The organism is Streptomyces sp. SID8374 (assembly GCF_009865135.1).
Lineage (GTDB): Bacteria > Actinomycetota > Actinomycetes > Streptomycetales > Streptomycetaceae > Streptomyces.
Window position 1 is genome coordinate 4,755,862 of sequence record NZ_WWGH01000001.1, and the last position, 21,979, is coordinate 4,777,840.

General features: G+C 71.2%; 23 protein-coding genes. 16 read left to right on the plus strand and 7 right to left on the minus strand.

The features are described 5' to 3' along the window. Positions 1-57: 57 nt before the first annotated feature. The 8 genes from map to truA all read left to right on the plus strand — a co-directional run bounded on the left by map (position 58) and on the right by truA (position 5,360). Positions 58-894 (plus strand): type I methionyl aminopeptidase, encoded by an 837-nt coding sequence (map, locus tag GTY67_RS21295; protein WP_093693509.1) that lies wholly within the window; start codon positions 58-60, stop codon positions 892-894. 182 nt (positions 895-1,076) lie between these two features. Next, positions 1,077-1,298 (plus strand): translation initiation factor IF-1, encoded by a 222-nt coding sequence (gene infA / locus GTY67_RS21300; RefSeq protein ID WP_003956442.1) that lies wholly within the window; start codon positions 1,077-1,079, stop codon positions 1,296-1,298. 60 nt (positions 1,299-1,358) lie between these two features. Beyond that, the gene (rpmJ, locus tag GTY67_RS21305) at positions 1,359-1,472 is read left to right on the plus strand and encodes a 50S ribosomal protein L36 (RefSeq protein ID WP_003956441.1); all 114 of its coding nucleotides are present in this window, start codon (positions 1,359-1,361) and stop codon (positions 1,470-1,472) included. A 195-nt stretch (positions 1,473-1,667) separates the two neighbouring features. Beyond that, entirely contained in the window at positions 1,668-2,048 is a 381-nt protein-coding gene (gene rpsM / locus GTY67_RS21310; RefSeq protein ID WP_014047799.1) for a 30S ribosomal protein S13, read from the plus strand. Positions 2,049-2,152: 104 nt separating this feature from the next. Further along, positions 2,153-2,557 (plus strand): 30S ribosomal protein S11, encoded by a 405-nt coding sequence (gene rpsK / locus GTY67_RS21315; RefSeq protein WP_003956432.1) that lies wholly within the window; start codon positions 2,153-2,155, stop codon positions 2,555-2,557. 139 nt (positions 2,558-2,696) lie between these two features. Then, positions 2,697-3,719, plus strand: a complete 1,023-nt coding sequence (locus tag GTY67_RS21320) for a DNA-directed RNA polymerase subunit alpha (RefSeq protein ID WP_003966937.1) — start codon at positions 2,697-2,699, stop codon at positions 3,717-3,719. A 177-nt stretch (positions 3,720-3,896) separates the two neighbouring features. After that, positions 3,897-4,412, plus strand: a complete 516-nt coding sequence (gene rplQ / locus GTY67_RS21325) for a 50S ribosomal protein L17 (protein ID WP_093693510.1) — start codon at positions 3,897-3,899, stop codon at positions 4,410-4,412. A gap of 90 nt (positions 4,413-4,502) precedes the next feature. Beyond that, positions 4,503-5,360 (plus strand): tRNA pseudouridine(38-40) synthase TruA, encoded by an 858-nt coding sequence (gene truA / locus GTY67_RS21330; protein ID WP_161279685.1) that lies wholly within the window; start codon positions 4,503-4,505, stop codon positions 5,358-5,360. Positions 5,361-5,410: 50 nt separating this feature from the next. On the opposite strand, the gene GTY67_RS21335 is transcribed toward truA, so the two are convergent. Beyond that, positions 5,411-6,271: a hypothetical protein gene (locus GTY67_RS21335; RefSeq protein WP_161279686.1), complete on the minus strand. Its 861-nt coding sequence runs from the start codon at positions 6,269-6,271 to the stop codon at positions 5,411-5,413. A gap of 90 nt (positions 6,272-6,361) precedes the next feature. On the opposite strand from GTY67_RS21335, the gene GTY67_RS21340 reads away from it, so the two are divergent. The 4 genes from GTY67_RS21340 to glmM all read left to right on the plus strand — a co-directional run bounded on the left by GTY67_RS21340 (position 6,362) and on the right by glmM (position 10,923). Then, positions 6,362-7,981 (plus strand): ATP-binding cassette domain-containing protein, encoded by a 1,620-nt coding sequence (locus GTY67_RS21340; protein ID WP_161279687.1) that lies wholly within the window; start codon positions 6,362-6,364, stop codon positions 7,979-7,981. 322 nt (positions 7,982-8,303) lie between these two features. Beyond that, a complete protein-coding gene (gene rplM / locus GTY67_RS21345) occupies positions 8,304-8,747 on the plus strand; it encodes a 50S ribosomal protein L13 (RefSeq protein ID WP_018960214.1) in 444 nt (147 codons plus the stop codon). A gap of 44 nt (positions 8,748-8,791) precedes the next feature. Next, positions 8,792-9,319, plus strand: a complete 528-nt coding sequence (rpsI, locus tag GTY67_RS21350) for a 30S ribosomal protein S9 (RefSeq protein WP_093693514.1) — start codon at positions 8,792-8,794, stop codon at positions 9,317-9,319. Between the two features lie 245 nt (positions 9,320-9,564). Further along, complete coding sequence (glmM, locus tag GTY67_RS21355) at positions 9,565-10,923, plus strand: phosphoglucosamine mutase (protein WP_093693515.1); 1,359 nt, start codon at positions 9,565-9,567, stop codon at positions 10,921-10,923. A gap of 58 nt (positions 10,924-10,981) precedes the next feature. On the opposite strand, the gene GTY67_RS21360 is transcribed toward glmM, so the two are convergent. The 4 genes from GTY67_RS21360 to GTY67_RS21375 form a co-directional block, all read right to left on the minus strand. Continuing rightward, the gene (locus tag GTY67_RS21360) at positions 10,982-11,947 is read right to left on the minus strand and encodes a DUF389 domain-containing protein (RefSeq protein WP_161279688.1); all 966 of its coding nucleotides are present in this window, start codon (positions 11,945-11,947) and stop codon (positions 10,982-10,984) included. A 23-nt stretch (positions 11,948-11,970) separates the two neighbouring features. After that, positions 11,971-12,966, minus strand: coding sequence for a type I pantothenate kinase (gene coaA, locus GTY67_RS21365; RefSeq protein WP_093693517.1), 996 nt, complete (start codon positions 12,964-12,966; stop codon positions 11,971-11,973). 154 nt (positions 12,967-13,120) lie between these two features. After that, on the minus strand, positions 13,121-14,128 hold the full coding sequence (locus GTY67_RS21370; protein ID WP_161279689.1) for a CU044_5270 family protein: 1,008 nt from the start codon (positions 14,126-14,128) through the stop codon (positions 13,121-13,123). Further along, complete coding sequence (locus GTY67_RS21375; protein WP_093693519.1) at positions 14,116-14,751, minus strand: sigma-70 family RNA polymerase sigma factor; 636 nt, start codon at positions 14,749-14,751, stop codon at positions 14,116-14,118. Before GTY67_RS21375 ends, GTY67_RS21370 begins: the two co-directional genes overlap by 13 nt. 245 nt (positions 14,752-14,996) lie before the next feature. On the opposite strand from GTY67_RS21375, the gene GTY67_RS21380 reads away from it, so the two are divergent. Together GTY67_RS21380 and GTY67_RS21385 are read left to right on the plus strand one after the other, a co-directional pair. Then, entirely contained in the window at positions 14,997-15,518 is a 522-nt protein-coding gene (locus tag GTY67_RS21380) for a SigE family RNA polymerase sigma factor (RefSeq protein WP_093693520.1), read from the plus strand. Next, entirely contained in the window at positions 15,511-16,176 is a 666-nt protein-coding gene (locus GTY67_RS21385; RefSeq protein ID WP_161279690.1) for a hypothetical protein, read from the plus strand. Before GTY67_RS21380 ends, GTY67_RS21385 begins: the two co-directional genes overlap by 8 nt. Positions 16,177-16,379: 203 nt before the next feature. On the opposite strand, the gene GTY67_RS21390 is transcribed toward GTY67_RS21385, so the two are convergent. Continuing rightward, a complete protein-coding gene (locus GTY67_RS21390) occupies positions 16,380-17,609 on the minus strand; it encodes a S1 family peptidase (protein WP_161279691.1) in 1,230 nt (409 codons plus the stop codon). 521 nt (positions 17,610-18,130) lie between these two features. Between GTY67_RS21390 and GTY67_RS21395 the strand changes: the two genes are divergently transcribed. Then, positions 18,131-21,013 carry a LuxR C-terminal-related transcriptional regulator gene (locus GTY67_RS21395; protein WP_161279692.1) on the plus strand — a complete coding sequence of 961 codons (2,883 nt, stop codon included), beginning with the start codon at positions 18,131-18,133 and terminating at the stop codon, positions 21,011-21,013. Here GTY67_RS21395 and GTY67_RS21400 read toward each other — a convergent pair. After that, complete coding sequence (locus GTY67_RS21400; protein WP_093693523.1) at positions 20,989-21,303, minus strand: hypothetical protein; 315 nt, start codon at positions 21,301-21,303, stop codon at positions 20,989-20,991. The two genes, GTY67_RS21395 and GTY67_RS21400, sit on opposite strands and share 25 nt — an antisense overlap. Before the next feature lie 324 nt (positions 21,304-21,627). Between GTY67_RS21400 and GTY67_RS21405 the strand changes: the two genes are divergently transcribed. Beyond that, positions 21,628-21,978 carry a YciI family protein gene (locus GTY67_RS21405; RefSeq protein WP_030561860.1) on the plus strand — a complete coding sequence of 117 codons (351 nt, stop codon included), beginning with the start codon at positions 21,628-21,630 and terminating at the stop codon, positions 21,976-21,978. The last annotated feature ends 1 nt before the right edge of the window (position 21,979 follow it).

Consider the following 21,979-nt stretch of genomic DNA (forward strand, 5'->3'; position numbering starts at 1 on the left):
GACCCGTAACCCGTCCCCGTCCCCCGTCACCCCGACGATCCAGAGAGGCGCCGAGCAATGGTGCAGATCAAGACCCCCGAGCAGATCGCGAAGATGCGCGAGGCGGGGCTGGTGGTCGCTGCCATTCACGCGGCCACCCGTGAGGCGGCCGTGCCCGGCGCCACCACGAAGGACCTGGACCAGGTCGCCCGCAAGGTGATCGCCGACCACGGGGCGAAGTCGAACTTCCTCGGTTACGGCGGGTTCCCCGCGACCATCTGCACCTCGGTGAACGAGGTCGTGGTCCACGGCATCCCGGACGACAGGACGGTCCTCAAGGACGGCGACATCATCTCGATCGACGCCGGCGCGATCGTGGACGGCTGGCACGGCGACGCCGCGTACACCGCCTTCGTGGGCACCGGTCACGCTCCGGAGCTGGTGGAACTCTCCCGGGTGACCGAGGAGTCGATGTGGGCCGGGATCGCCGCGATGAAGGTGAACAACCGCCTCGTCGACATCTCCAAGGCGATCGAGTCCTACATCCGCCGCCAGCCCCGCCCGGCCACCGGCAAGTACGGGATCATCGAGGACTTCGGCGGCCACGGCATCGGCACCGAGATGCACATGGACCCGCACCTGCTGAACTACGTCTCCCGCAAGCGCGGCAAGGGCATCAAGCTGGTCCCGGGCGTCTGCCTGGCGATCGAGCCCATGGTCTCGCTCGGCACGGCGCGTACGGAGACCCTGGGCGACGACTGGACCGTCATCACGACGGACGGCACCTGGTCCTCGCACTGGGAGCACTCCATCGCCCTGACGGAGCAGGGACCGCTGGTCCTGACCGCCCCGGACTGCGGCAGGGCGAAGCTCGCGGAGTACGGCATCGAGGCCGCGCCCGACCCGCTGGGCTGATCCGACCCTTCCGGCAGGTCTAAGGATCACCGGCAGTGGGCAAACTTGACGGATTCGTCTTTTGGAGTCCGCTGACGTAGACTGACTCGTCGGCTCTGGTGCATCCGTGTGTCTGCATGCAATCACATGTACGGCACAAGATCGCGAGAGCCGATCAAGGTAGCCGATTCGAAAGGCGAAGCGTGGCCAAGAAGCAAGGTGCCATCGAGATTGAGGGCACCGTGATCGAGTCCCTCCCGAACGCAATGTTCAAGGTGGAGCTCCAGAACGGTCACAAGGTCCTGGCGCACATCAGCGGCAAGATGCGGATGCACTACATCCGTATCCTCCCGGATGACCGGGTCGTGGTGGAGCTCTCTCCGTACGACCTGACGCGTGGCCGGATCGTCTACCGCTACAAGTAGATCTTGCCCGCACCCCGTTTCGGCGCGGTGATGGCACTGACCCGGAGAACCTGACATCCCATGAAGGTCAAGCCGAGCGTCAAGAAGATCTGCGACAAGTGCAAGGTGATCCGCCGTCACGGTCGGGTCATGGTCATCTGCGACAACCTGCGCCACAAGCAGCGCCAGGGCTGACGCACGACCCCCTGCATCTCGCAGTTCTTCGCGCGACGCACGTAATCACGTACATACGCAGTGCCCGTCCAAGCCACGGCTGACGACACCTCCGGCGGGGGCCGGGGACCCGGACGTACCACCACTCCCAGCGGGTGGTCGGCGGTCGGGAGCGGCACTGCGGAAGACCCCCGAACTAACAACTGGAGCCATTGAATGGCACGCGTTTCAGGTGTTGACATCCCGCGCGAAAAGCGCGTGGAGGTTGCCCTCACCTACGTCTTCGGTATCGGGCGCACCCGGTCCAAGGAGATCCTCGCCACCACCGGCGTGAACCCCAACACCCGCGTTCGTGACCTGGCCGAAGAGGACCTGGTCAAGATCCGCGAGTACGTGGACGCCAACCTGCGCACCGAGGGTGACCTCCGTCGCGAGATCCAGGGCGACATCCGCCGCAAGATCGAGATCGGCTGCTACCAGGGCATTCGTCACCGCCGCGGTCTGCCGGTCCACGGTCAGCGCACCAGCACGAACGCGCGTACCCGCAAGGGCCCGCGTCGCGCCATCGCCGGTAAGAAGAAGCCGGGCAAGAAGTAGTCCTCAGCGGACGCACTGCGTGCATCCGGTTCGCCGGGCAGCGCAGCAACCAGCGGTCTTCGCTGTAGGACCGATCACCTCCCCTCTCCATCTGGAGTCAAGACATGCCCCCCAAGGGTCGTCAGGGCGCAGCCAAGAAGGTGCGTCGCAAGGAAAAGAAGAACGTCGCTCACGGCCACGCGCACATCAAGAGCACGTTCAACAACACCATCGTCTCGATCACGGACCCCTCGGGCAACGTGATCTCCTGGGCCTCCGCCGGACACGTCGGCTTCAAGGGCTCGCGCAAGTCCACCCCCTTCGCCGCGCAGATGGCCGCCGAGTCGGCCGCCCGCCGCGCGCAGGAGCACGGCATGCGCAAGGTCGACGTCTTCGTCAAGGGTCCCGGCTCCGGCCGTGAGACCGCGATCCGCTCCCTCCAGGCCACGGGCCTCGAGGTCGGTTCGATCCAGGACGTCACCCCGACGCCGCACAACGGCTGCCGTCCGCCGAAGCGTCGCCGCGTCTGATCCGTCGCGGCCGGTGACGGCCGTGCGTCAGTAGCGTTCGGGTCCGGGCGGTACGCCTCATACGGGGCGTACCGCCCGTACCCTTGTTGCATCTGTCGGGCATCAAATAGTGGGTGCCCACGACTGAAGGACTCTCCCCATGCTTATCGCTCAGCGTCCGTCGCTGACCGAAGAGGTCGTCGACGAATTCCGCTCCCGGTTCGTGATCGAGCCGCTGGAGCCGGGCTTCGGCTACACCCTCGGCAACTCCCTGCGCCGTACCCTCCTCTCCTCGATCCCCGGTGCCGCTGTCACCAGCATCCGGATCGACGGTGTCCTGCACGAGTTCACCACCGTGCCGGGCGTCAAGGAGGACGTCACCGACCTCATCCTCAACATCAAGCAGCTGGTCGTCTCCTCGGAGCACGACGAGCCGGTCGTGATGTACCTGCGCAAGCAGGGCCCGGGTCTGGTCACCGCCGCCGACATCGCGCCCCCGGCCGGTGTCGAGGTGCACAACCCCGACCTCGTTCTCGCCACGCTCAACGGCAAGGGCAAGCTGGAGATGGAGCTGACCGTCGAGCGCGGTCGCGGCTACGTCTCCGCCGTCCAGAACAAGCAGGTCGGCCAGGAGATCGGCCGGATCCCGGTCGACTCCATCTACTCGCCGGTGCTCAAGGTCACGTACAAGGTCGAGGCGACCCGTGTCGAGCAGCGCACCGACTTCGACAAGCTGATCGTCGACGTCGAGACCAAGCAGGCCATGCGTCCCCGTGACGCCATGGCGTCGGCCGGTAAGACCCTGGTCGAGCTGTTCGGTCTGGCGCGCGAGCTCAACATCGACGCCGAGGGCATCGACATGGGCCCGTCCCCGACGGACGCCGCGCTCGCCGCCGATCTGGCGCTGCCGATCGAGGAGCTGGAGCTCACGGTCCGCTCGTACAACTGCCTCAAGCGCGAGGGCATCCACTCCGTGGGTGAGCTCGTGGCCCGTTCCGAGGCGGACCTTCTCGACATCCGCAACTTCGGTGCGAAGTCGATCGACGAGGTCAAGGCGAAGCTGGCCGGTATGGGCCTCGCGCTGAAGGACTCGCCTCCCGGCTTCGACCCGACCGCCGCCGCCGACGCCTTCGGCGCCGACGACGACGCGGACGCCGGTTTCGTGGAGACCGAGCAGTACTGAGTCGCCTCCCGGCTGGGGTGCCCGGTTTCAAGGGTGCCCCGGGCCGGGGCTGAGGCTTTGTCCTCAACCGCCGGACGGGCCTGATGTCCGGCAGCTATGACTTCCGTGAGGCGTCCGCTTCACGGGAACTGACACCGGTACCTGGTACGGCCGGTGCAGCACACAAGGAGAATCACCATGCCGCGTCCCGCAAAGGGTGCCCGTCTGGGCGGCAGCGCCGCGCACGAGCGTCTGCTCCTCGCCAACCTGGCGAAGTCGCTGTTCGAGCACGGCCGCATCACGACGACCGAGGCCAAGGCCCGCCGCCTGCGTCCGGTCGCCGAGCGCCTCGTCACCAAGGCGAAGAAGGGCGACATCCACAACCGTCGCCTGGTGCTCCAGACGATCACGGACAAGAGCGTCGTCCACACGCTCTTCACCGAGATCGCTCCCCGGTACGAGAACCGCCCCGGTGGTTACACGCGTATCACCAAGATCGGCAACCGTCGCGGCGACAACGCCCCGATGGCGGTCATCGAGCTGGTCGAGGCGCTGACCGTGGCCCAGCAGGCCACCGGTGAGGCCGAGGCCGCGACGAAGCGCGCGGTCAAGGAAGACGCCGCCAAGAAGGACGAGGCCCCCGCGGCCGAGTCCGAGGCCGTCGAGGACGCCAAGCCGGTCGAGAAGGCCGACGAGGAGTCCAAGGACGCCTGAGCGTCTTAAGGACCACGGGACGGGCCCGCATCTCCCTTCGGGGCGGTGCGGGCCCGTTCTGCTGACCAGGGGCAGTGAGAGGATGACGCGGTGAGTGACGAGGCGGAGCCCGGGTTCGTACGGGTGCGGCTGGACCTGTCGTACGACGGCAAGGACTTCTCCGGCTGGGCGAAGCAGACCAGCCGGCGCACGGTGCAGGGCGAGATCGAGGACGCGCTGCGGACCGTGACCCGGTCTTCGGTGACGTACGACCTGACGGTGGCGGGCCGCACGGACGCCGGGGTGCACGCGCGGGGCCAGGTCGCGCATGTGGACCTGCCCCGGGCGGTGTGGGCCGAGCACGAGGAGAAGCTGCTGCGGCGGCTCGCGGGCAGGCTTCCGCCGGATGTACGGATCTGGCGCGCGGCCCCCGCCCCGCCCGGGTTCAACGCCCGCTTCTCGGCGCTCTGGAGGCGTTACGCCTACCGGGTCGGCGACCGGCCCGGCGGGGTGGACCCGCTGACGCGCGGTCATGTGCTCTGGCACGACCGGCCGTTGGACGTGGACGCGATGAACGAGGCGGCCGCGCTGATGGTGGGCGAGCACGACTTCGCCGCGTACTGCAAGAAGCGCGAGGGCGCGACGACCATCCGTACGCTCCAGAAGCTGAGTTGGGTACGGGACCCGGCATCCGGCGTCCTCACCGCGACCGTGCAGGCGGACGCGTTCTGCCACAACATGGTGCGGGCGCTGATCGGGGCGGCGCTGTTCGTCGGGGACGGCCGCCGCCCGGCCGCCTGGCCCGCCGATGTGCTGGCCGCGAAGGTCCGCGACCCCGGGGTGCACGTGGTGCGGCCGCACGGGCTGACGCTGGAGGAAGTGGCGTACCCGGCGGACGAGTTGCTGGCGGCCCGGGCCGAAGAGGCGCGGAACGTGCGGACGTTGCCGGGGGCGGCTGGGTGCTGCTGAGGGCCGTGGGCCTTCAACGGCTGCTGCGGGCCTGGCTCCTGAAGTGGCCTCTACTCCCCGGCCTCCGCCGCCTCGGACGCCTGGACCTGGCCGCGGTGGCGGATCTGGCGGAAGACGAAGTTCGTCAGGTCGTCGCCGACGGCGAACACGTTCTTGTCCTGGGCGGTGACGCGGGTGCCGTCGGTGAAGCCGCCGACGGTGAAGTAGGCGTACCGGCCGTAGGAGTTGGTGGTGCGGCGGCAGACCGTACCGCCGCGGCAGAACGTCGGCACGCCCGCGCCGCTGAGGGAGGCGAGGCCGCCGGAGGCCTGGTCGACCGTCTTCTTCGCGCGGGCCTCGGTGTCGAAGACCGCGATGCCGACGGTGACGGCCACCCCGTCCTTGCGGTAGGTCGCGCGGATGAGCTGCTCGCAGCCGTTGTTCGTGAGGACCGCGCCGAGGGCGCCCTGGGTGCCGGTCGCGCAGTCGGTGGTGCGGGCGGTGGCGCCCTTGAGGTGGACGCGCTCACCCATGGCGAGCTTCTCGCCGGGGAAGAAGCCGTCGACGGTGATCGGCGCCTTGTCCTTGTCGGCGCTGGATATGTACTCCTTCGGGTCCGGCGGAGGCGGCGGTGCCACCGACGAGAAGGAGGGCGCGGGCGCCGATGTGTCCTCGGGGAGGTCGGCCGGCGCCGGGAGCTTGCTCGCGCTGCCGGCCGAATCGCTCTTGCCGCCCGTGGTGACCACGGCGGTCGCCACGATCGCGCCGACCACGGCGGTGGCCAGCACCCCGCCGCCGATCATCAGCCACCGCTTGCGGCGGGCGCGTGCGGCGGACGCCTCGGCGAGCGCGGCCCAGTCCGGAGTCCCGCTGTCCCCCGGAGTTCCGTTGTCCCCCGGCCCCCAGGAGGGCCCTCCTTGCCATGAACTCATGCGCGAATCCTAGAGCGTTCCGTTCGACCGCAGACCCCGCCCAGGTAAACCGGTTGGGCCATTGCTTCGCGGGCCGTGACAATGCTCTGTATGGGACATCTTGAAGCCGGCCACCTGGAGTACTACCTGCCGGACGGGCGGGTGCTGCTCGGCGACGCCTCGTTCCGGGTGGCAGACGGAGCCGTCGTCGCCCTCGTCGGGGCCAACGGGGCGGGCAAGACGACGCTGCTGCGCCTCCTCGCCGGTGAGCTCCAGCCGCACGGCGGCACGGTCTCGGTGAGCGGCGGGCTCGGGGTGATGCCGCAGTTCGTGGGCTCGGTGCGGGACGAGCGGACCGTACGGGACCTCTTGGTTTCGGTCTCGCAGCCGCGCATCCGGGAGGCGGCGAAGGCGGTCGACGTGGCCGAGGAGAAGATCCTCACCGTCGACGACGAGGCCGCGCAGATGGCGTACGCGCAGGCGCTCAGCGACTGGGCCGAGGCGCGCGGCTACGAGGCCGAGACGGTCTGGGACATGTGCACGATGGCCGCGCTCGGCGTCCCGTACGAGAAGGCGCAGTGGCGCGAGGTGCGCACGCTCAGCGGCGGTGAGCAGAAGCGGCTGGTCCTGGAGGCGCTGCTGCGCGGGCCCGACGAGGTGCTGCTCCTGGACGAGCCGGACAACTATCTGGACGTCCCCGGCAAGCGGTGGCTGGAGGAGAAGCTCAAGGAGACCCGTAAGACGGTCCTCTTCGTCTCCCACGACCGCGAGCTGCTCTCCCGGGCCGCCGAGAAGATCGTCAGCGTGGAGCCGAGCGCGGCGGGCAGCGACGTATGGGTGCACGGCGGCGGCTTCGCCACGTACCACGAGGCGCGCAAGGAGCGGTTCGCGCGGTTCGAGGAGCTGCTGCGGCGCTGGCAGGAGGAGCACGCCCGGCTGAAGGCGCTCGTCCTGCGGATGCGGCAGCAGGCGGCGAACAGCCCCGACATGGCCAACCGCTACCACGCGATGCAGACCCGCTTCAAGAAGTTCGAGGAGGCGGGCCCGCCGCCGGAGCCGCCGCGCGAGCAGGACATCCGGATGCGGCTGCGCGGCGGGCGGACCGGGGTGCGGGCGGTGACCTGCAAGGGCCTGGAGCTGACCGGGCTGATGAAACCGTTCGACCTGGAGATCTACTACGGGGAGCGGGTCGCCGTCCTCGGCTCCAACGGGTCGGGCAAGTCGCACTTCCTGCGGCTGCTGGCGGGGGAGCCGGTGGCGTACACGGGGGAGTGGAAGCTCGGGGCGCGGGTCGTGCCGGGCCACTTCGCCCAGACCCACGCGCACCCGGAGCTGCTGGGCAAGACGCTGGTGGAGATCCTGTGGTCCGAGCACGCCAAGGACCGGGGCGGGGCGATGGGGGTGCTGCGGCGGTACGAGCTGGAGCGGCAGGGGGACCAGGCGTTCGAACGGCTCTCGGGCGGGCAGCAGGCGCGGTTCCAGATCCTGCTCCTCGAGCTGGCGGGGACGACGGCTCTGCTGCTGGACGAGCCGACGGACAACCTGGACCTGGAGTCTGCGGAGGCGTTGCAGGACGGGCTCGAGGTGTACGACGGCACGGTGATGGCCGTCACGCACGACCGGTGGTTCGCGAAGTCGTTCGACCGGTATCTGGTCTTCGGCTCGGACGGGGTCGTACGGGAGACGGCGGAGCCGGTGTGGGACGAGCGGCGGGTGCAGCGGGCGCGGTGACCTCGGCGGTCGGCGGCCGGGTGGGGTGGTGGGTGCGGTGCGGGGGCGCTGCCTCCGGGTCCCCGCGCCTCGAACGCCGGCGGGGCTGAGTGTGCCCGGCCCGTTTTGACCCGTCCGGGGCAGGGCGGGTAGTGTCGAGGTTTGTTATGCGTATCGGCTTCGTCGTTTTCGTACGAGAAGCCCTTACGTAGGTTCTCTGGAGCAGTTACCAGTGGCTCGCATACGGGCGGTGTCCCGGCAGTGTGAGCCCCAGCTGCATGATCGCTTCAGGGGTGCCATGTGTTGTCTGGACCTCATCCACTGAAGAAGCGAAGGCTACGAAGTGCGTACGTACAGCCCCAAGCCCGGAGATGTGACGCGCCAGTGGCACATCATCGACGCTCAGGACATCGTCCTGGGCCGTCTGGCCACCACGGCTGCGAACCTCCTCCGAGGCAAGCACAAGGCGATCTACGCCCCCCACATGGACATGGGCGACTTCGTCATCATCATCAACGCCGACAAGGTTCACCTGTCGGGTAACAAGAAGACCCAGAAGATGGCGTACCGCCACTCGGGCTTCCCGGGCGGTCTCCGTTCGGTGCGTTACGACGAGCTCCTCTCGAAGAACCCCGAGAAGGCCGTCGAGAAGGCCATCAAGGGCATGATCCCCAAGAACACCCTGGGCCGTCAGATGCTCTCGAAGCTCAAGGTCTACGCGGGCGACCAGCACCCGCACGCTGCTCAGCAGCCGGTCCCGTTCGAGATCACCCAGGTCGCGCAGTAGTTCCGGCCACCCCCTAAGACATACAGAAAGATCTGAGGAGCATCGTGGCCGAGACCACTGTTGAGACCCCCGTCGAGGGCACCGAGGGCGAGGAGACCTTCGCCGAGGTGACCACCTTCGAGTCGGAGGTCCCCGTCGAGGGTGAGTACACCTCCGAGTCGCTCGCGGGCCGCTTCGGCGACCCGCAGCCCGCCGCCGGCCTGGGCCGTCGCAAGAACGCCATCGCCCGCGTCCGGATCGTTCCGGGCACCGGCAAGTGGAAGATCAACGGTCGCACCCTTGAGGACTACTTCCCCAACAAGGTGCACCAGCAGGAAGTCAACGAGCCCTTCAAGGTGCTCGAACTCGACGGCCGCTACGACGTGGTCGCCCGTATCTCGGGTGGCGGCGTCTCCGGTCAGGCCGGCGCCCTGCGCCTCGGCGTGGCCCGCGCGCTGAACGAGGCGGACGTGGACAACAACCGCGCCACGCTGAAGAAGGCCGGCTTCCTCTCCCGCGACGACCGTGCGGTCGAGCGCAAGAAGGCCGGTCTCAAGAAGGCCCGTAAGGCCCCGCAGTACAGCAAGCGCTAAATCGCCTGCTCGTCTGCATTACACGAACGCCCCGGCGGCACACTCCGTGCTGCTGGGGCGTTCGTTTATCGGGCCCCGCAGGCGTATAACGGCATGAGACGTTCATCGGCCCGCACGGGACGCTCGGGCCGGCTGTCGGCGTTGCTGCCGTACCCCCCAGCCGTTTTGCTGTTTTCGTGGTTGTGGTTGTTTAGTTTCGCTTTGCTTTGGTTTTTTGTGGTTTCGGAGCACCTCGGAGGACACCAGTGGGACGACTCTTCGGCACGGACGGAGTGCGCGGTGTCGCCAACGCGGACCTGACGGCCGAGCTCGCGCTCGGGCTCTCGGTCGCGGCGGCGCACGTACTAGCCGAGGCGGGCACCTTCGCGGGCCATCGCCCGACCGCCGTGGTCGGCCGTGACCCCCGGGCCTCCGGAGAGTTCCTGGAAGCCGCCGTCGTGGCCGGTCTGGCCAGCGCGGGCGTGGACGTCCTGCGCGTCGGCGTGCTGCCGACGCCGGCCGTCGCGTACCTCACCGGTTCGCTCGGCGCCGACATCGGCGTGATGCTCTCCGCCAGCCACAACGCCATGCCGGACAACGGCGTCAAGTTCTTCGCGCGCGGCGGCCACAAGCTCGCCGACGAGCTGGAGGACCGGATCGAGAAGGTCTACGAGCAGCACCGCACCGGTGAGCCGTGGAGCCGCCCGACCGGCGCGGGCGTCGGCCGGGTCACCGACTACGCGGAGGGCTTCGACCGGTACGTCGCCCACCTCATCGGCGTCCTCCCGAACCGCCTCGACGGGCTGAAGGTCGTCCTGGACGAGGCGCACGGTGCCGCGGCCCGGGTCTCGCCCGAGGCGTTCGCCCGGGCCGGGGCCGAGGTCGTCACCATCGGCGCCGAGCCGGACGGCCTGAACATCAACGACGGCTGCGGCTCCACCCACCTGGAGCTGCTGCGCGCCGCCGTCGTGGAGCACGGCGCGGACCTCGGCATCGCCCACGACGGCGACGCCGACCGCTGCCTCGCCGTGGACGCGGCGGGCGAGGAGGTCGACGGCGACCAGATCCTCGCCGTGCTGGCCCTCGCCATGCGGGAGGCCGGGCAGCTGCGCAAGGACACCGTCGTCGGCACGGTCATGTCGAACCTCGGCTTCAAGATCGCCATGGAGCGCGAGGGCATCCAGCTCGTCCAGACGGCGGTCGGCGACCGTTACGTCCTGGAGTCGATGAAGGCCGAGGGCTTCGCGCTCGGCGGCGAACAGTCCGGCCACGTCATCGTCCTGGACCACGCCACGACCGGCGACGGCACGCTGACCGGCCTGATGCTGGCGGCCCGCGTCGCCGCCACCGGCCGGTCCCTCGCCGAGCTGGCCGGGGTCATGCAGCGCCTGCCCCAGGTCCTCATCAACGTCCCCGACGTCGACAAGTCCCGGGTCAACACCTCCTCCGAGCTGGCCACCGCGGTGACCGAGGCGGAGCGCGAGCTCGGCTCCACCGGGCGCGTCCTGCTGCGCCAGTCCGGTACGGAGCCGCTGGTACGGGTCATGGTCGAGGCCGCCGACATCGAACAGGCGCGCGCGGTCGCGGGCCGGCTGGCCGATGTGGTGAAGTCCGCGCTGGGCTGAGCCGCCGCGCCGACGGCGTACGGAAGCCCCGGCTTCTTGCGCCTGTACGCCCCGGGCCTCACGCCCGTACCGAAGCCCCCGGCGTGCTCGCCGGGGGCTTCCGCGCGCGCCGGGCCCGCCACAGGGCCTTCTCCAGCAGCAGCGTCAGCGTGCCCGCGAGGACGATCCCGCCGAGGTTGGCGAGCAGCTGCTGCCCCGAGCCGATCGTCTGCTGGTAGTCGGAGTAGCTGAACGCGACGGCCGCGTTGGCGGCGGCCGGGACCGTCGTCACGGAGATCGCCACGCCGATCAGCGCCCCGGACTTCGCCGAGGTGAGGGAGAGCGTCCCGGCGATGCCCGCCAGGAACGCCACGATGAACGACATCCAGTCCGGCTGCCAGATGAACCCCGTGATGGGCCGCTCCGCCTCGATCATCGACCGCTGGAACAGCCCGACCACGTCCAGCAGCCACGCGAACCCCGCCGTGATCACCATCGCCAGCGCGAAGCCGCCGATCAGGGCCCACAGCGAACGCGCCACCAGCCGGGGCGCACGCTGCACGAGGGCCGTGGAGATCCCGGCCAGCGGGCCGAACTCCGGGCCGACCGCCATCGCGCCCACGATCAGCACGGCGTTGTCCAACATCACCCCGCAGGCGGCGAGCATGGTGGCGAGGGCGAGGAAGGAGACGTAGGTGATGGAGAACGTCGACTCCTCGTGCGTCGCCTCCGTCAGCTCCTCCCACAGCACCGCGTCCGCGCTGTCGCCCGGCGCCTCCTGCTCCGCCTTGTCGGCGCGCGAGGAGAGGGTGAGGTCGAGGTGTTCGACGCTGATCGCCCCGGACTCGTCGATGCCGAGGCGCCGGAGCTTCCCGATCAGCTCGTCACCGGCCTCCCGCGCCACGTCGCACAGCACCACGTCCCCGGCGGGGGAGCGGGCCGCGCCGGGCAGGACCACGAGGTGGGCGGTGCCGACGGTGGACTCCAGGAGGGCGACCACCTCGTCGGTGGCGTCGGCGGGCACGATGAGACGCAGATGCAGCACGCGGCACGCCTTCCCCGGAAGTGTCAGAGCTTGCGCAGGGACAGCCTCTGGACCTTGTGGTCCGGCCCCTTGCGGAGGACCAGAGTGGCACGGCCGCGCGTCGGAGCCACGTTCTCCATCAGGTTCGGCTTGTTGATGGTCCGCCACATGGTGCGGGCGTAGTCCAGCGCCTCCTCCTCGGAGACCTGGGTGTACTTGCGGAAGTACGAGGACGGGTCCTGGAACGCCGTGTCGCGCAGCTTGCGGAAGCGGCTGAGGTACCAGGTCTCGATGTCGTCGGCGCGCGCGTCCACGTACACGCTGAAGTCGAAGTAGTCCGCCAGCCCGACCCTGGTCCGCCCGTCCCGGCCCGGCAGCGCGGGCTGGAGGACGTTGAGCCCCTCCACGATGAGGATGTCCGGGCGGCGGACGGTGAGGAGCTCGCCGGGGACGATGTCGTAGATCAGGTGCGAGTAGACGGGCGCGGTCACCTCGTCCTTGCCCGCCTTGATGTCCGCGACGAACCGCGTCAGCGCCCGCCGGTCGTAGGACTCCGGGAATCCTTTGCGCGAGGTCAGCCCGCGCGCCCGCAGCTCCTTCATCGGCAGCAGGAACCCGTCCGTGGTCACCAGCTCCACGCTCGGGTGCTCGGGCCAGCGGGCGAGCAGGGCCTGGAGGATACGGGCGCTGGTGGACTTGCCGACTGCGACACTGCCCGCGACCCCTATGACGAACGGGGTGCCGCGCTGGGCCCCGTGCCCGTTCCCGGCGTCCCCGAGGAAGGTGTTCAGCGCGCCGCGCAGCCCGGACGTGGCCTGGACGTACAGGTTGAGGAGCCGGGAGAGCGGCAGGTAGACGTCCCGCACCTCGTCCAGGTCGATGACGTCGCCGAGCCCCCGCAGCCGCTCCACCTCGTCGGCGGTCAGCGGCAGCGGGGTCTTGTCCCGCAGGGCGCTCCACTCGTCGCGCGAGAGGTCGACGTAGGGGGTCGGCGCATGCTCGGTGCGACGCTGCGGGCTCCGTGCGGGCGATGTGATCACCCTTCATTGTTGCGGGAGTTTTAACGGAGTGGAGGGTGGGGTCGGTCACGTGGGTGCCGGGCCCGTGTTCCGGGAGGCCGCCACGGGCCCGGTGTCCGCTCCCCTGCGCCGGACACCGGGCCCGTGGGCGGCCGATGAGGCCGTACGTCCTGCGTCAGGGCTTCCGGCCCTTGGCGTCGACGACGGCGGCGTGGGTGCGGGCGATGTCGATGAGGACCTCGCCGCGCTTCTGGACGATGTCCGGCAGTCGGCTGTCCCCGCTGATCGTGTGGGTCCTGGTGACGACGTCGCGTGTTCCCGCGTAGCTGTAGTCCACCGGGTCGAGGAGGATCTCGCGCCGGCTCTCGCTCCGGTCGTACTCACGGGTCACGGCGATGACCTCGCGGCCGGAGGCGTCCCGGATCAGGTGGCCGGTCACCTCGACGCCCCCGACGGTGGCCATCGCCCGGTAGATCCGGGCCAGTGCGTCCGGCGGGATCGGGTACGACTCCAGCAGGACGGCCAGGGCGCGGAAGCTGTGCTCGTCCTTCGCCTCGGGGGCTCCGTCGGGGCCGCTGTCGGTGGGGAAGACCTTGCGCAGCTCCGCGAGGAGCGCCTCGGGGTCCTCCGGCAGCCCCGCGGCGATGCGGTAGGACTCGCGGGCGGTGCGGTGGTCGGTGTCGGACGCGTCGTTCTCGGCGGCCTTGTCGTCGTACGGGATCCAGGAGTCCAGGCTGTGCGCCACGGGCGTCTTCTTCCGGCCCTCCTCCGGCAGCTCCGTCCACTGCTGCTCCAGCTGCCGGTCGACCTCTCGGATGTAGATCCACTGGTCGGAGCGCGGCTCCGGGGGGACCTCCTGCCGCTCCAGGTAGTCGGCGGCCCGGTTCAGCGCGGCGGCCGGGCTGGACAGGTCGAGGTCGCCCGCGACGGTCGCCGGGGCCGAGCGGTCGGGCGGGGACGTGCCGACGACCTGGGTGATGACCAGGGCCGCCGCGGTGACCGCGACCACCGCGCCGAGCGAGGCGACCCGCCAGTCCCGCAGTCGCAGCCTCAGCGCGAAGGCGCGGCGTCCGCCGTTGCCCGCGATGGTGTCGGTGAGGCGTGCGCGGCCGGGGGCGAGGTGGGCGCGGTCGGGTACGGGCGCGTCGGCACGCAGCTCGCGCAGCCGGGTCATTTCGTCCATGACGGGTTCAGCTCCTGTCCGGCCGGGGCGGGCGACGGGTCGAGTGCCGAGGTGAAGGCGGGATCGGTGTTCAGCGCCTCACGGACCTTGCGGCGGGCCCGGTTCAGCCGGGACCTGACCGTGCCGAGCGGTATCCGCAGCGCGTCGGCCACCTCCTGGTAGCCGAGGTCGGCCCAGGCGACGAGCAGCAGGACGTGCCGGTCCCCGGGCGAGAGCGCGGCGAGCGCCCCGGCCAGCGGCGCCTGGACGGCGATCCGGTCGTCGGCCCGGTCGCTCCAGGACGCGGAGACGGGGTCGTGACCGGTACGGGCCAGGGCCTTGAGCGCCCGTACCTCGGTACGCCGGTGCCTGCCGATCAGGTTGGCGGCGATGCCGTACAGCCAGGGCCGGGCCAGCCGGCGGGCGGTGTCGTACCGGTCCCGGGTGCGGAACGCGATGAGGAACGTCTCCGCGGTGATGTCGTCCGCCGGGCCCTCCCCGAGCCGGCGGGCGACGTAGCGGTGGATGTCCGGGGCGTGCCGGTCGTAGAGCCCGGCGAACAGCTCGGGCTCGGCGAGGGACTGCGCGATGACGTCCGCGTCGTCGGCACCGTCGGTGGGCCGGGCCGGGGGTGGTCCGGTCACTGCGCCTCCAGGGTGGGTCGGTGGGTCGGTGGATGTCGGTCACCCCTGTTGCCCGCGGCGGACGGAAAAGTTCACGGGTTTTCCGGGCCTGTCCGTAACATCGCGGGCCGCCCGGGCGTGCCTATGACAGGAAGCGGCAGACAGAGATACGACGACGAGAACGCGCGCATGACAACTCCCGCACGACGAACTCCCGCAGGACAACTCCCGTACAACCACAGCACACGACCACAGTCAGGATCAGGATGTCGACGGAAGCTGAGTTCGACGCCTTCTACGCGGCGACGGCCAAACGCCTGGTCGCCACCGTCTACGCGATGACCGGGGACCTGGCGGAGTCCGAGGACGCGGTCCAGGAGGCGTACGCACGGGCCTGGCAGCGCTGGGACCGGCTGACCCGTGAGGGCGACCCGCTCCCGTGGGTGCGGACGGTCGCGTCCCGGCTCGCGGTCAGCGCCTGGCGCCGCACCCGCAACCGGCTCCGCGCCCAGCTGCGCCACGGACCCGCGCCGCACGACCCGGGCCCGTCCGGGGTCTTCGGCGACCGGGCCGCGCTGGTGGCGGCCCTGCGCGAGCTGAGCCCGGACCAGCGGCGGGCCGTGGTGCTCCACCACCTGCTGGATCTGCCGGTGGAGGAGGTGGCCCGGGAGACGGGCTCCACGAGCGGAGCGGTACGGACCCGGCTCAGCCGCGCCCGCAAGCAGCTGGGCGAGCGGCTCGCGCACATAGAGACGTACGACGACGAGGGGATGGCCCGGAATGGCTGACATCGAGGAACTGCTGACCGACACCCCCGTGCGGCTCGCCCCGGCCGCGGCGATCCGCGCCCGCGGCGACCGCCGGCGGACCCGCCGCCGGACGGCCGTTGCGGCGGTGGCGGTGGTGGCCGCCGGGGCGATGGGCTTCGGTGTGTGGGCGGGCCTGGTGCTGCCGGAGGGATCGGGCGGCGGTACGGAGGTGGCCTCCACGGGCCCGAACCCGTTCATGTCCGACGGGGTGGTGCAGACCCCGGACCCCTCGGAGCTGCCGGGAAACGAGGTCCTGCACTGGAAGGGCGTCGACCCGGCGACGGACTTCCCGCTCGAGACGGCCCCGCTGCCGCAGGTGGGCCTGGACACCGCGTGCGGGCTGTGGTCCGGCGACGCGGACAAGCCCGAGCAGCAGTTCACCAACATCTACACGGGCAGGAACGACGCCCGCGCCCGGTACCGCGTCTCCCAGTACGCGACCCGCGCCGCAGCCGAAACCGCCGTCAAGGACCTGGACACGGCACTCGCCGACTGCGGGGTGGAGAAGGCCGAGGGGGAGCCGGACGGCACGTACACCGGGGTGGCCCGGGGCACGGCGGCGCAGCTCGTCGTCACCGTGAAGTCCTGGGGGGCGTGGGTCGCGGTGCAGGAGACGCAGGTGGTCCCGGTGCAGTAGGACGACTGACCCGTGCTTCCGGTGGAGTTGGACGGACGACTGACCCGTCCTTCCGGTGGAGTTGGGCGACCGACCCGTCGGTCCTGGCACGGGGCGGTGGCCACCCGGCCGGGGGGTCGGGTGGCCACCCTTCTCATCGTGTTCCGTCTCTCATCGTGTCCCGGCGCGGCTGAGCCCGAGGGCTCGCGCGGCGGTGCGGTCGCTCAGGAGGTGGTGTTCAGCGTCAGGCCGTAGTAGCGGAGCAGGTCGTCCAGCGGCTGCATCCAGCTGGCGCCGCTGCCGAAGCCGCCGTCGCAGTTGACGTTGCTGGAGCCGGAGGTCACGCCCTGGGCCTGGCCCTGGTTGGTGATCCAGGCGCCGCCGCTGTCGCCCTTGTGGATGCAGACGCTGGACTTGGCCAGGCCCTTGACCAGGGTCTGCGGCTGCCCCGGGTCGGTGTAGGTGACCGAGTGGTTGTAGCTGTTGATGGTGCCGCAGGTCCACCTGGTGGTCGCGCCGGACTTGCACACCGTCGAACCCACGGCGGCCCGCTGGCTCCCTCTGACCGGGGTGTCCGCCACGACGCGCCAGCCGCCGACCGTGGTGGTGACGGAGTTGCCGGAGCTGATCGCGGCGACGCCCATGTCGACGCTGTCGTAGCCGTGCGCGAAGCGGGTGGCGGTCCCCTTGGCGAACTGCGACCCGTTGAAGTACAGGGTGTCCAGGCCCTTGACGCAGTGGCCGGCGGTGGCCAGGTACTGCCGGCCCTGCTGGTCCCGGGCGCCGAAGCCGACGGAGCAGTAACCGCCGTTCACATCGGAGGTGTTGATGTTCATCTTGCTGCCGGGGGCGATGGCTGCGGCGGCCTGCGGGGCGTCGTCGGCCGTGGTCTCCACGGTGACGGCCGGGCCGTGCGAGCGGGCGGCGGCGACGAAGGCGCGGCTGGTGGCGTCGTCCGTGTCGCGGACGGTGACGACGACCTTGTTTCCGGCCGGGTCGACGTGCCAGGACTCCACGCCGACGGGGAGCTTCTTCTCGGCGAGCCGGTCGAGTTCCGCCTTGATCCGGTCGAGGGCGGCGGGGGCCCGGGCGGGGATACGGGCGGCGAGTCCGGCCGCCTTCACGTCGGCGGCCTGCTGCGCGGTGGTGACGTCGACCGTGAGGGTGCCCTTGGCGTCGAAGTACGCGCTCCTGGTGGGCACTCCCGACCTGCCGAGGCGCTCCAGGGTCTTCTGCTGGGCGCTCTGGCGGTCGAGTTTCCGCTCGGCCTCCGCGACGGAGACGCCGAGCGAGTCGGCGAGCGCCTTCACCATGCCGGTGGGCTGGGTCGCACGGGCGGACGGGGCGGGGGTGGGGTCCGCGGCGGTGGGCTGTGAGGCGGCCGCGATGCCTCCGGTCAGAGCCACCGCTCCGGCTATCGCGCCGATCGACAGAGTCCTGCTGATCCTGTTCACGTCTTCTCCTATGGGGATACGGCCCTGTTCCGCCGTGCTCAGGACCGGTCAGCCCAGCTCGAACTGGGCATGACAAAAAAAGGGGGGTGGCGCATGCGTGCGGAAGCGCGGAACGCGCATGCTCAGCTCGCGGGATCCCGGTGGGACGGGAGCCCGTTGTGATGCGGCTGATCGCTGTGAGGTGCGAGTGATCGGCCGATGAGGGGAAACCTACGAACGCGGCACCCGGATCACCATCCGGGTGCCGCGTATACGGACCCCTATCTAATTCGCCGAGAGCTCTTCCGCGCGCCCGTGTATACGCATGCCCGTGTGTGGGGATGCCCGCGTGTACGCATGTCCGGGTGCCGTCTGAAGGTGATCGCGGCGGCTGTTCGCCGAAGGTGTCCGGCCCGCTGTCGTTCACCGAGGGCAGGTGATCTACTTGTTTTTCCAGGAGGCGGAGAAAGATCTCGTGGCGTAGTCCGGGCCACCTGGACGCATCCGGGCCCACCGGGGCGGAGGAGAGCGAGGGTGGCGACGTGATCACGACGTGTGGTTCCGCCCTGCGGTCCCTGGCGCGTGCGCTGCCCGGCCGACACGCCGATCCGGTGCTGATGTTCGTCGAGGGCGCCGCAGGCGAGGGTAAGAGCCACCTGCTCCGGGAGCTGGCCGAGCTGCCCGGGCTGCCGGAGCCGGCCCGCCTGTGGTGGCGGTGCGGCGCCGAGGACGGGCCGCCCGAGGAGGACGAGCACCGGCGGGAGCCCACCCTGTGGCTGGTGGACGACGTGCACCGGGCGGACGAGGACGAGTTGCGGCGGCTGCGCCGGGTGCTGGAGCGGCTGGAGCGGGGCTCGGCGGCCGTGGTGACGTACCGCCCCGAGGAGCTGGCGGTGCCCGGTCTGCCGCTGGGCGGCCCGCCGATGACGTATCCGGACCGGCTGGTGGTGCTCAGGAACCGGCTGGCGCCCTGGGACGAGGAACGTGTCCGCCGGGCCGCCGCCGAGGCGCTGGGCGAGAGCGGCTGTACGGCGGAGGCCGTGGCCAGGATCCATGAGCGCACCGGCGGAGTGCCCCGGGTGGTCGTCGACCTGCTCGCCATGGCGCGGGGGCAGTGGCCCGCCTTCACCGGCACGGCCGCCGAGGTGGACGCGGCCGGTGTGCCGACGCGGCTGGCGGAGCTGGTGCTGAGCCGTACGGACGCCCTGTCGCCGGAGCACCGGCCGGTGGTCTGGGCGGCCGCCGTCCTCGACGGGCCCGTCGCCCGTGAGGAGCTGATCGCGGTGTCGGGGCTCGGGGCCGCGACGGGGAAGGACGCGCTGCTGCGGGCCCTGGAGAGCGCGGCCCTGGCGGAGCCGGCCGAGGGCCGCTACGGCTTCGCCGTACCGCTGGCCGCCTCTGCCGTACGTGCCACCGTGCCCGGCCCCGTACGCCAGGATCTGCACCGGCGGACGGCGAACGTCCTCAGCCGCAGACACCCCGTGGACTGGGCCGCCGTGGCCGAGCACCACAGGGCGGCCGGGGACGGCCACCGATGGCTCAGAGCGGTGGAGAAGGCGGCCGAGGCGGCGGAGGCATCCGGCCGGCACCAGCAGGCGATCACGCTCCTGGAGCGGACGCTGGCCACGCCCGACATCCCCCCGCAGGCCCGGGCCCGGCTGGCACCGCTGCTGGCCCGCAACGCGGTGACCGGACTGCGCTCGGACCAGACCGTGGAAGTGCTCGCGCAGATCGTGCGGGACGCGGCCCTGCCACCGGCCGTACGAGGAGAGCTGCGCCTCGATCTCGGGCTGATGCTGTGCAACCAGGTGGGCCGGTTCCCCGAGGGGTGGCGGGTGCTGGAGACCGCCGCCGCCGAACTCCGCGAAGTCCGCTCCGCCCTGGCCGCACGCGCCATGGCGGCCCTGGTCCTCCCGTACCAGCCGGGCGTCTCCCTCGACGTCCACCAGGGCTGGCTGATCAAGGCCATGGCCGCCGCGGACGACAGCGGGGACGAGGCCATGCGTACGGCGGTCCTGGCCAACCGGGTGGGGCTCGCGATGAGCTGGGCCGACCCCGAGGCGTGGGAGCTGGTGGAGAAGCTGCCCGTGGAGAGCACGGACCCCGCCTGCGTCCGGCAGGCGGCGCGCGGTCTGTGCAACGCCGCGGACTCCGCGGTCTGGCTCGGGTTCTACGGGCGGGTGGACGACCTGCTGGCCCAGGGACGCGAGCTGTCCGCGCGGACCGGCGCGCCCTACACCGAACACAGCGCGCTGGGGACACTGCTGCTCCAGGCGTGGTGGACCGGCCGGTGGCTGGGCCTGGCCAAGCGGTGCGAGGACTTCATCGCCACCACCGCCGATATGCCGTTCATCGCCTCCGACGCCTATGTCGTACGCGGCCTGCTCGCCGTCGCCCAGGGGGACTGGGGCGAGGCGAAGTCCTGGCTGTTCCAACGGGGGACGTTCGAGACCGAGAGACTGCCCGTGCCCCTGGGAGCGGCGGCGGCCGGAGCCGTGATCCGCCTGGCCCTGGCCCGGCAGGAGGTGACGGCCGCGGCGGAACAGGCGCGGTCGGCCTGGCAGGTGGTGGCGGAGAAGGGCGTATGGCCGTGGGCCGCGGAGCTCGCGCCGTGGGCCGTGGAGGCGCTGGTGCGCGCGGGCGACGGCAGCACGGCCCGCACCATGGTCCGGAACTTCGCCCAGGGCCTCGGCCGCTGTGACGCGCCCGCCGCCAGGGCGGCGCTGGTGTGGAGCCGGGCCGTACTCGCCGAGACGGAAGCGCCGGCCGGGGAGCCGGCCGGGCAGCGGCGGGGCGCACTGCTGGAGGCCGCGACGCTGTACGGGAAGGCCTCGGCGGCCTACGCGGAGCTGCCGCGCCCCTACTCCCAGGCGCTGACCACGGAGGGTGCCGCGCGCTGCGTACTGGCGGCGGACACCGTGGGGGTGCCGGGCCCGGCCCCCGGAACGGAGGCGGCGGACACCGCCGTTTCACCGGCCCAGATGTCCGACGACGCCGCCGTTGCGTCGGCCTCGGTGTCCGACGACGCCGCCACGACGGCCCCTGTATCCGACGCCGCCACCACCACGACGGCCCAGGTGTCCGACGCCGCCACCACGAAGGCCCTCGCCGACCTGGAGTCCTGCGCCCAGCGTTTCACCGACCTGGGGGCCGTCTGGGACGCCGCCCGGGCCCGGGCCCTCCTGCGTACACGCCAGCCCGCCAGGAAGGGCCGCCCTCCCGGCCGCCCCTCGCACGCCGACCAGCTGTCACCCCGGGAGGAGGAGGTGGCGCAGCTCGCCGTCTCCGGCCTGACCAACCGGGAGATCGCCGCGACCCTGCACCTCTCCCCGCGGACCGTGGAGCAGCACATCGCCGGCGCGATGCGCAAGACGGGCGCGCTCTCCCGCCGCGACCTCGCTCACCGGCCGGGCCCGACCCCCTGAGCCGGGAAGGTCCAGAACCGTCGGTCGTGCTCCCAGACGGCCACGGTCGCGGCCTCCCAGTCCAGCACCCAGCCGGTACGCACCCCGCGCGCGCCCCAGCCGTCCGGGCGCCGGCGCGGGATCGCGAACCCCGCCTCGCGTGCGGCGAGCGCCGCTTCACAGGCCTCGCGCGCGATGCGGAGGGCCTCCGCCCCTGTCTCGGCGGCCCCGGTGAAGACATGCAGGCCGCACCGCTCGGGCTGTACGGAGTTCCTGGTGGGGACATCGACCTGGAAGTAGAGCTTGGTCATGGCGCCATCTCCTCGGGGTCGCGGTCTCCTGCCCACCGGCGCGGACTGCGCGTCACTCGCGCCGGCGGAGCTGCGTTCCCTCGCGTCGGATCGACCGCTGACAGGTCACTCCAACGTACGGAGCGCACCCGGCCCTGAATATCCGGGTCGGGCCGATCACCTATACGTATCCCGGCGGCCATACGTATCCCGGCGGCCCGCAGGGGCGAGGCCGAGCGGTGCCGTGATGCGCGCGGCGTGTCGATCGGGGACCGGCCCGTTCGTCGTCATCGTGTAAGGAGACCCGCACGGCGGGCGCTCCACACAGGTGACAGGAGTCGGACCATGAAGTACATGCTGCTGATCCACAGCGGGGCCGTCGACGAGCAGGGCGGGGCGCCGCAGTGCACCGTCGAGGACTGGATGGCCTACGACAAGGACGTACGCGACGCGGGGATCCTCGTCTCCGGGGAGTCGCTGGCCGATCTGGTGACCGCGACCACCGTGCGGGTCTCACCGGCCGGGGAGCGGACCGTGACGGACGGGCCGTTCGCGGAGACGCGGGAGCTGCTGGGCGGGTTCCTCGTCATCGACGTGCCCGATCTCGACGCCGCCCTCGACTGGGCCGCCCGCTGTCCCGGCGCGCGGGACGGCGGCTCGGTCGTGGTCCGGCCGGTCGCGGACTTCGGGGGCTGAC

What these genes read in the sequence shown, in the direction of transcription:
- GTY67_RS21405 (WP_030561860.1), top strand. Translation starts at nt 21,628, where the DNA reads ATGAAGTACATGCTGCTGATCCACAGCGGGGCCGTCGACGAGCAGGGC.
- GTY67_RS21320 (WP_003966937.1), top strand. Translation starts at nt 2,697, where the DNA reads ATGCTTATCGCTCAGCGTCCGTCGCTGACCGAAGAGGTCGTCGACGAA.
- rpsM (WP_014047799.1), top strand. Translation starts at nt 1,668, where the DNA reads ATGGCACGCGTTTCAGGTGTTGACATCCCGCGCGAAAAGCGCGTGGAG.
- GTY67_RS21385 (WP_161279690.1), top strand. Translation starts at nt 15,511, where the DNA reads ATGGCTGACATCGAGGAACTGCTGACCGACACCCCCGTGCGGCTCGCC.
- GTY67_RS21370 (WP_161279689.1), bottom strand. Translation starts at nt 14,128, where the DNA reads ATGGACGAAATGACCCGGCTGCGCGAGCTGCGTGCCGACGCGCCCGTA.
- rplQ (WP_093693510.1), top strand. Translation starts at nt 3,897, where the DNA reads ATGCCGCGTCCCGCAAAGGGTGCCCGTCTGGGCGGCAGCGCCGCGCAC.
- rpsK (WP_003956432.1), top strand. Translation starts at nt 2,153, where the DNA reads ATGCCCCCCAAGGGTCGTCAGGGCGCAGCCAAGAAGGTGCGTCGCAAG.
- GTY67_RS21335 (WP_161279686.1), bottom strand. Translation starts at nt 6,271, where the DNA reads ATGAGTTCATGGCAAGGAGGGCCCTCCTGGGGGCCGGGGGACAACGGA.
- GTY67_RS21380 (WP_093693520.1), top strand. Translation starts at nt 14,997, where the DNA reads ATGTCGACGGAAGCTGAGTTCGACGCCTTCTACGCGGCGACGGCCAAA.
- GTY67_RS21400 (WP_093693523.1), bottom strand. Translation starts at nt 21,303, where the DNA reads ATGACCAAGCTCTACTTCCAGGTCGATGTCCCCACCAGGAACTCCGTA.
- map (WP_093693509.1), top strand. Translation starts at nt 58, where the DNA reads ATGGTGCAGATCAAGACCCCCGAGCAGATCGCGAAGATGCGCGAGGCG.
- GTY67_RS21340 (WP_161279687.1), top strand. Translation starts at nt 6,362, where the DNA reads ATGGGACATCTTGAAGCCGGCCACCTGGAGTACTACCTGCCGGACGGG.
- rpmJ (WP_003956441.1), top strand. Translation starts at nt 1,359, where the DNA reads ATGAAGGTCAAGCCGAGCGTCAAGAAGATCTGCGACAAGTGCAAGGTG.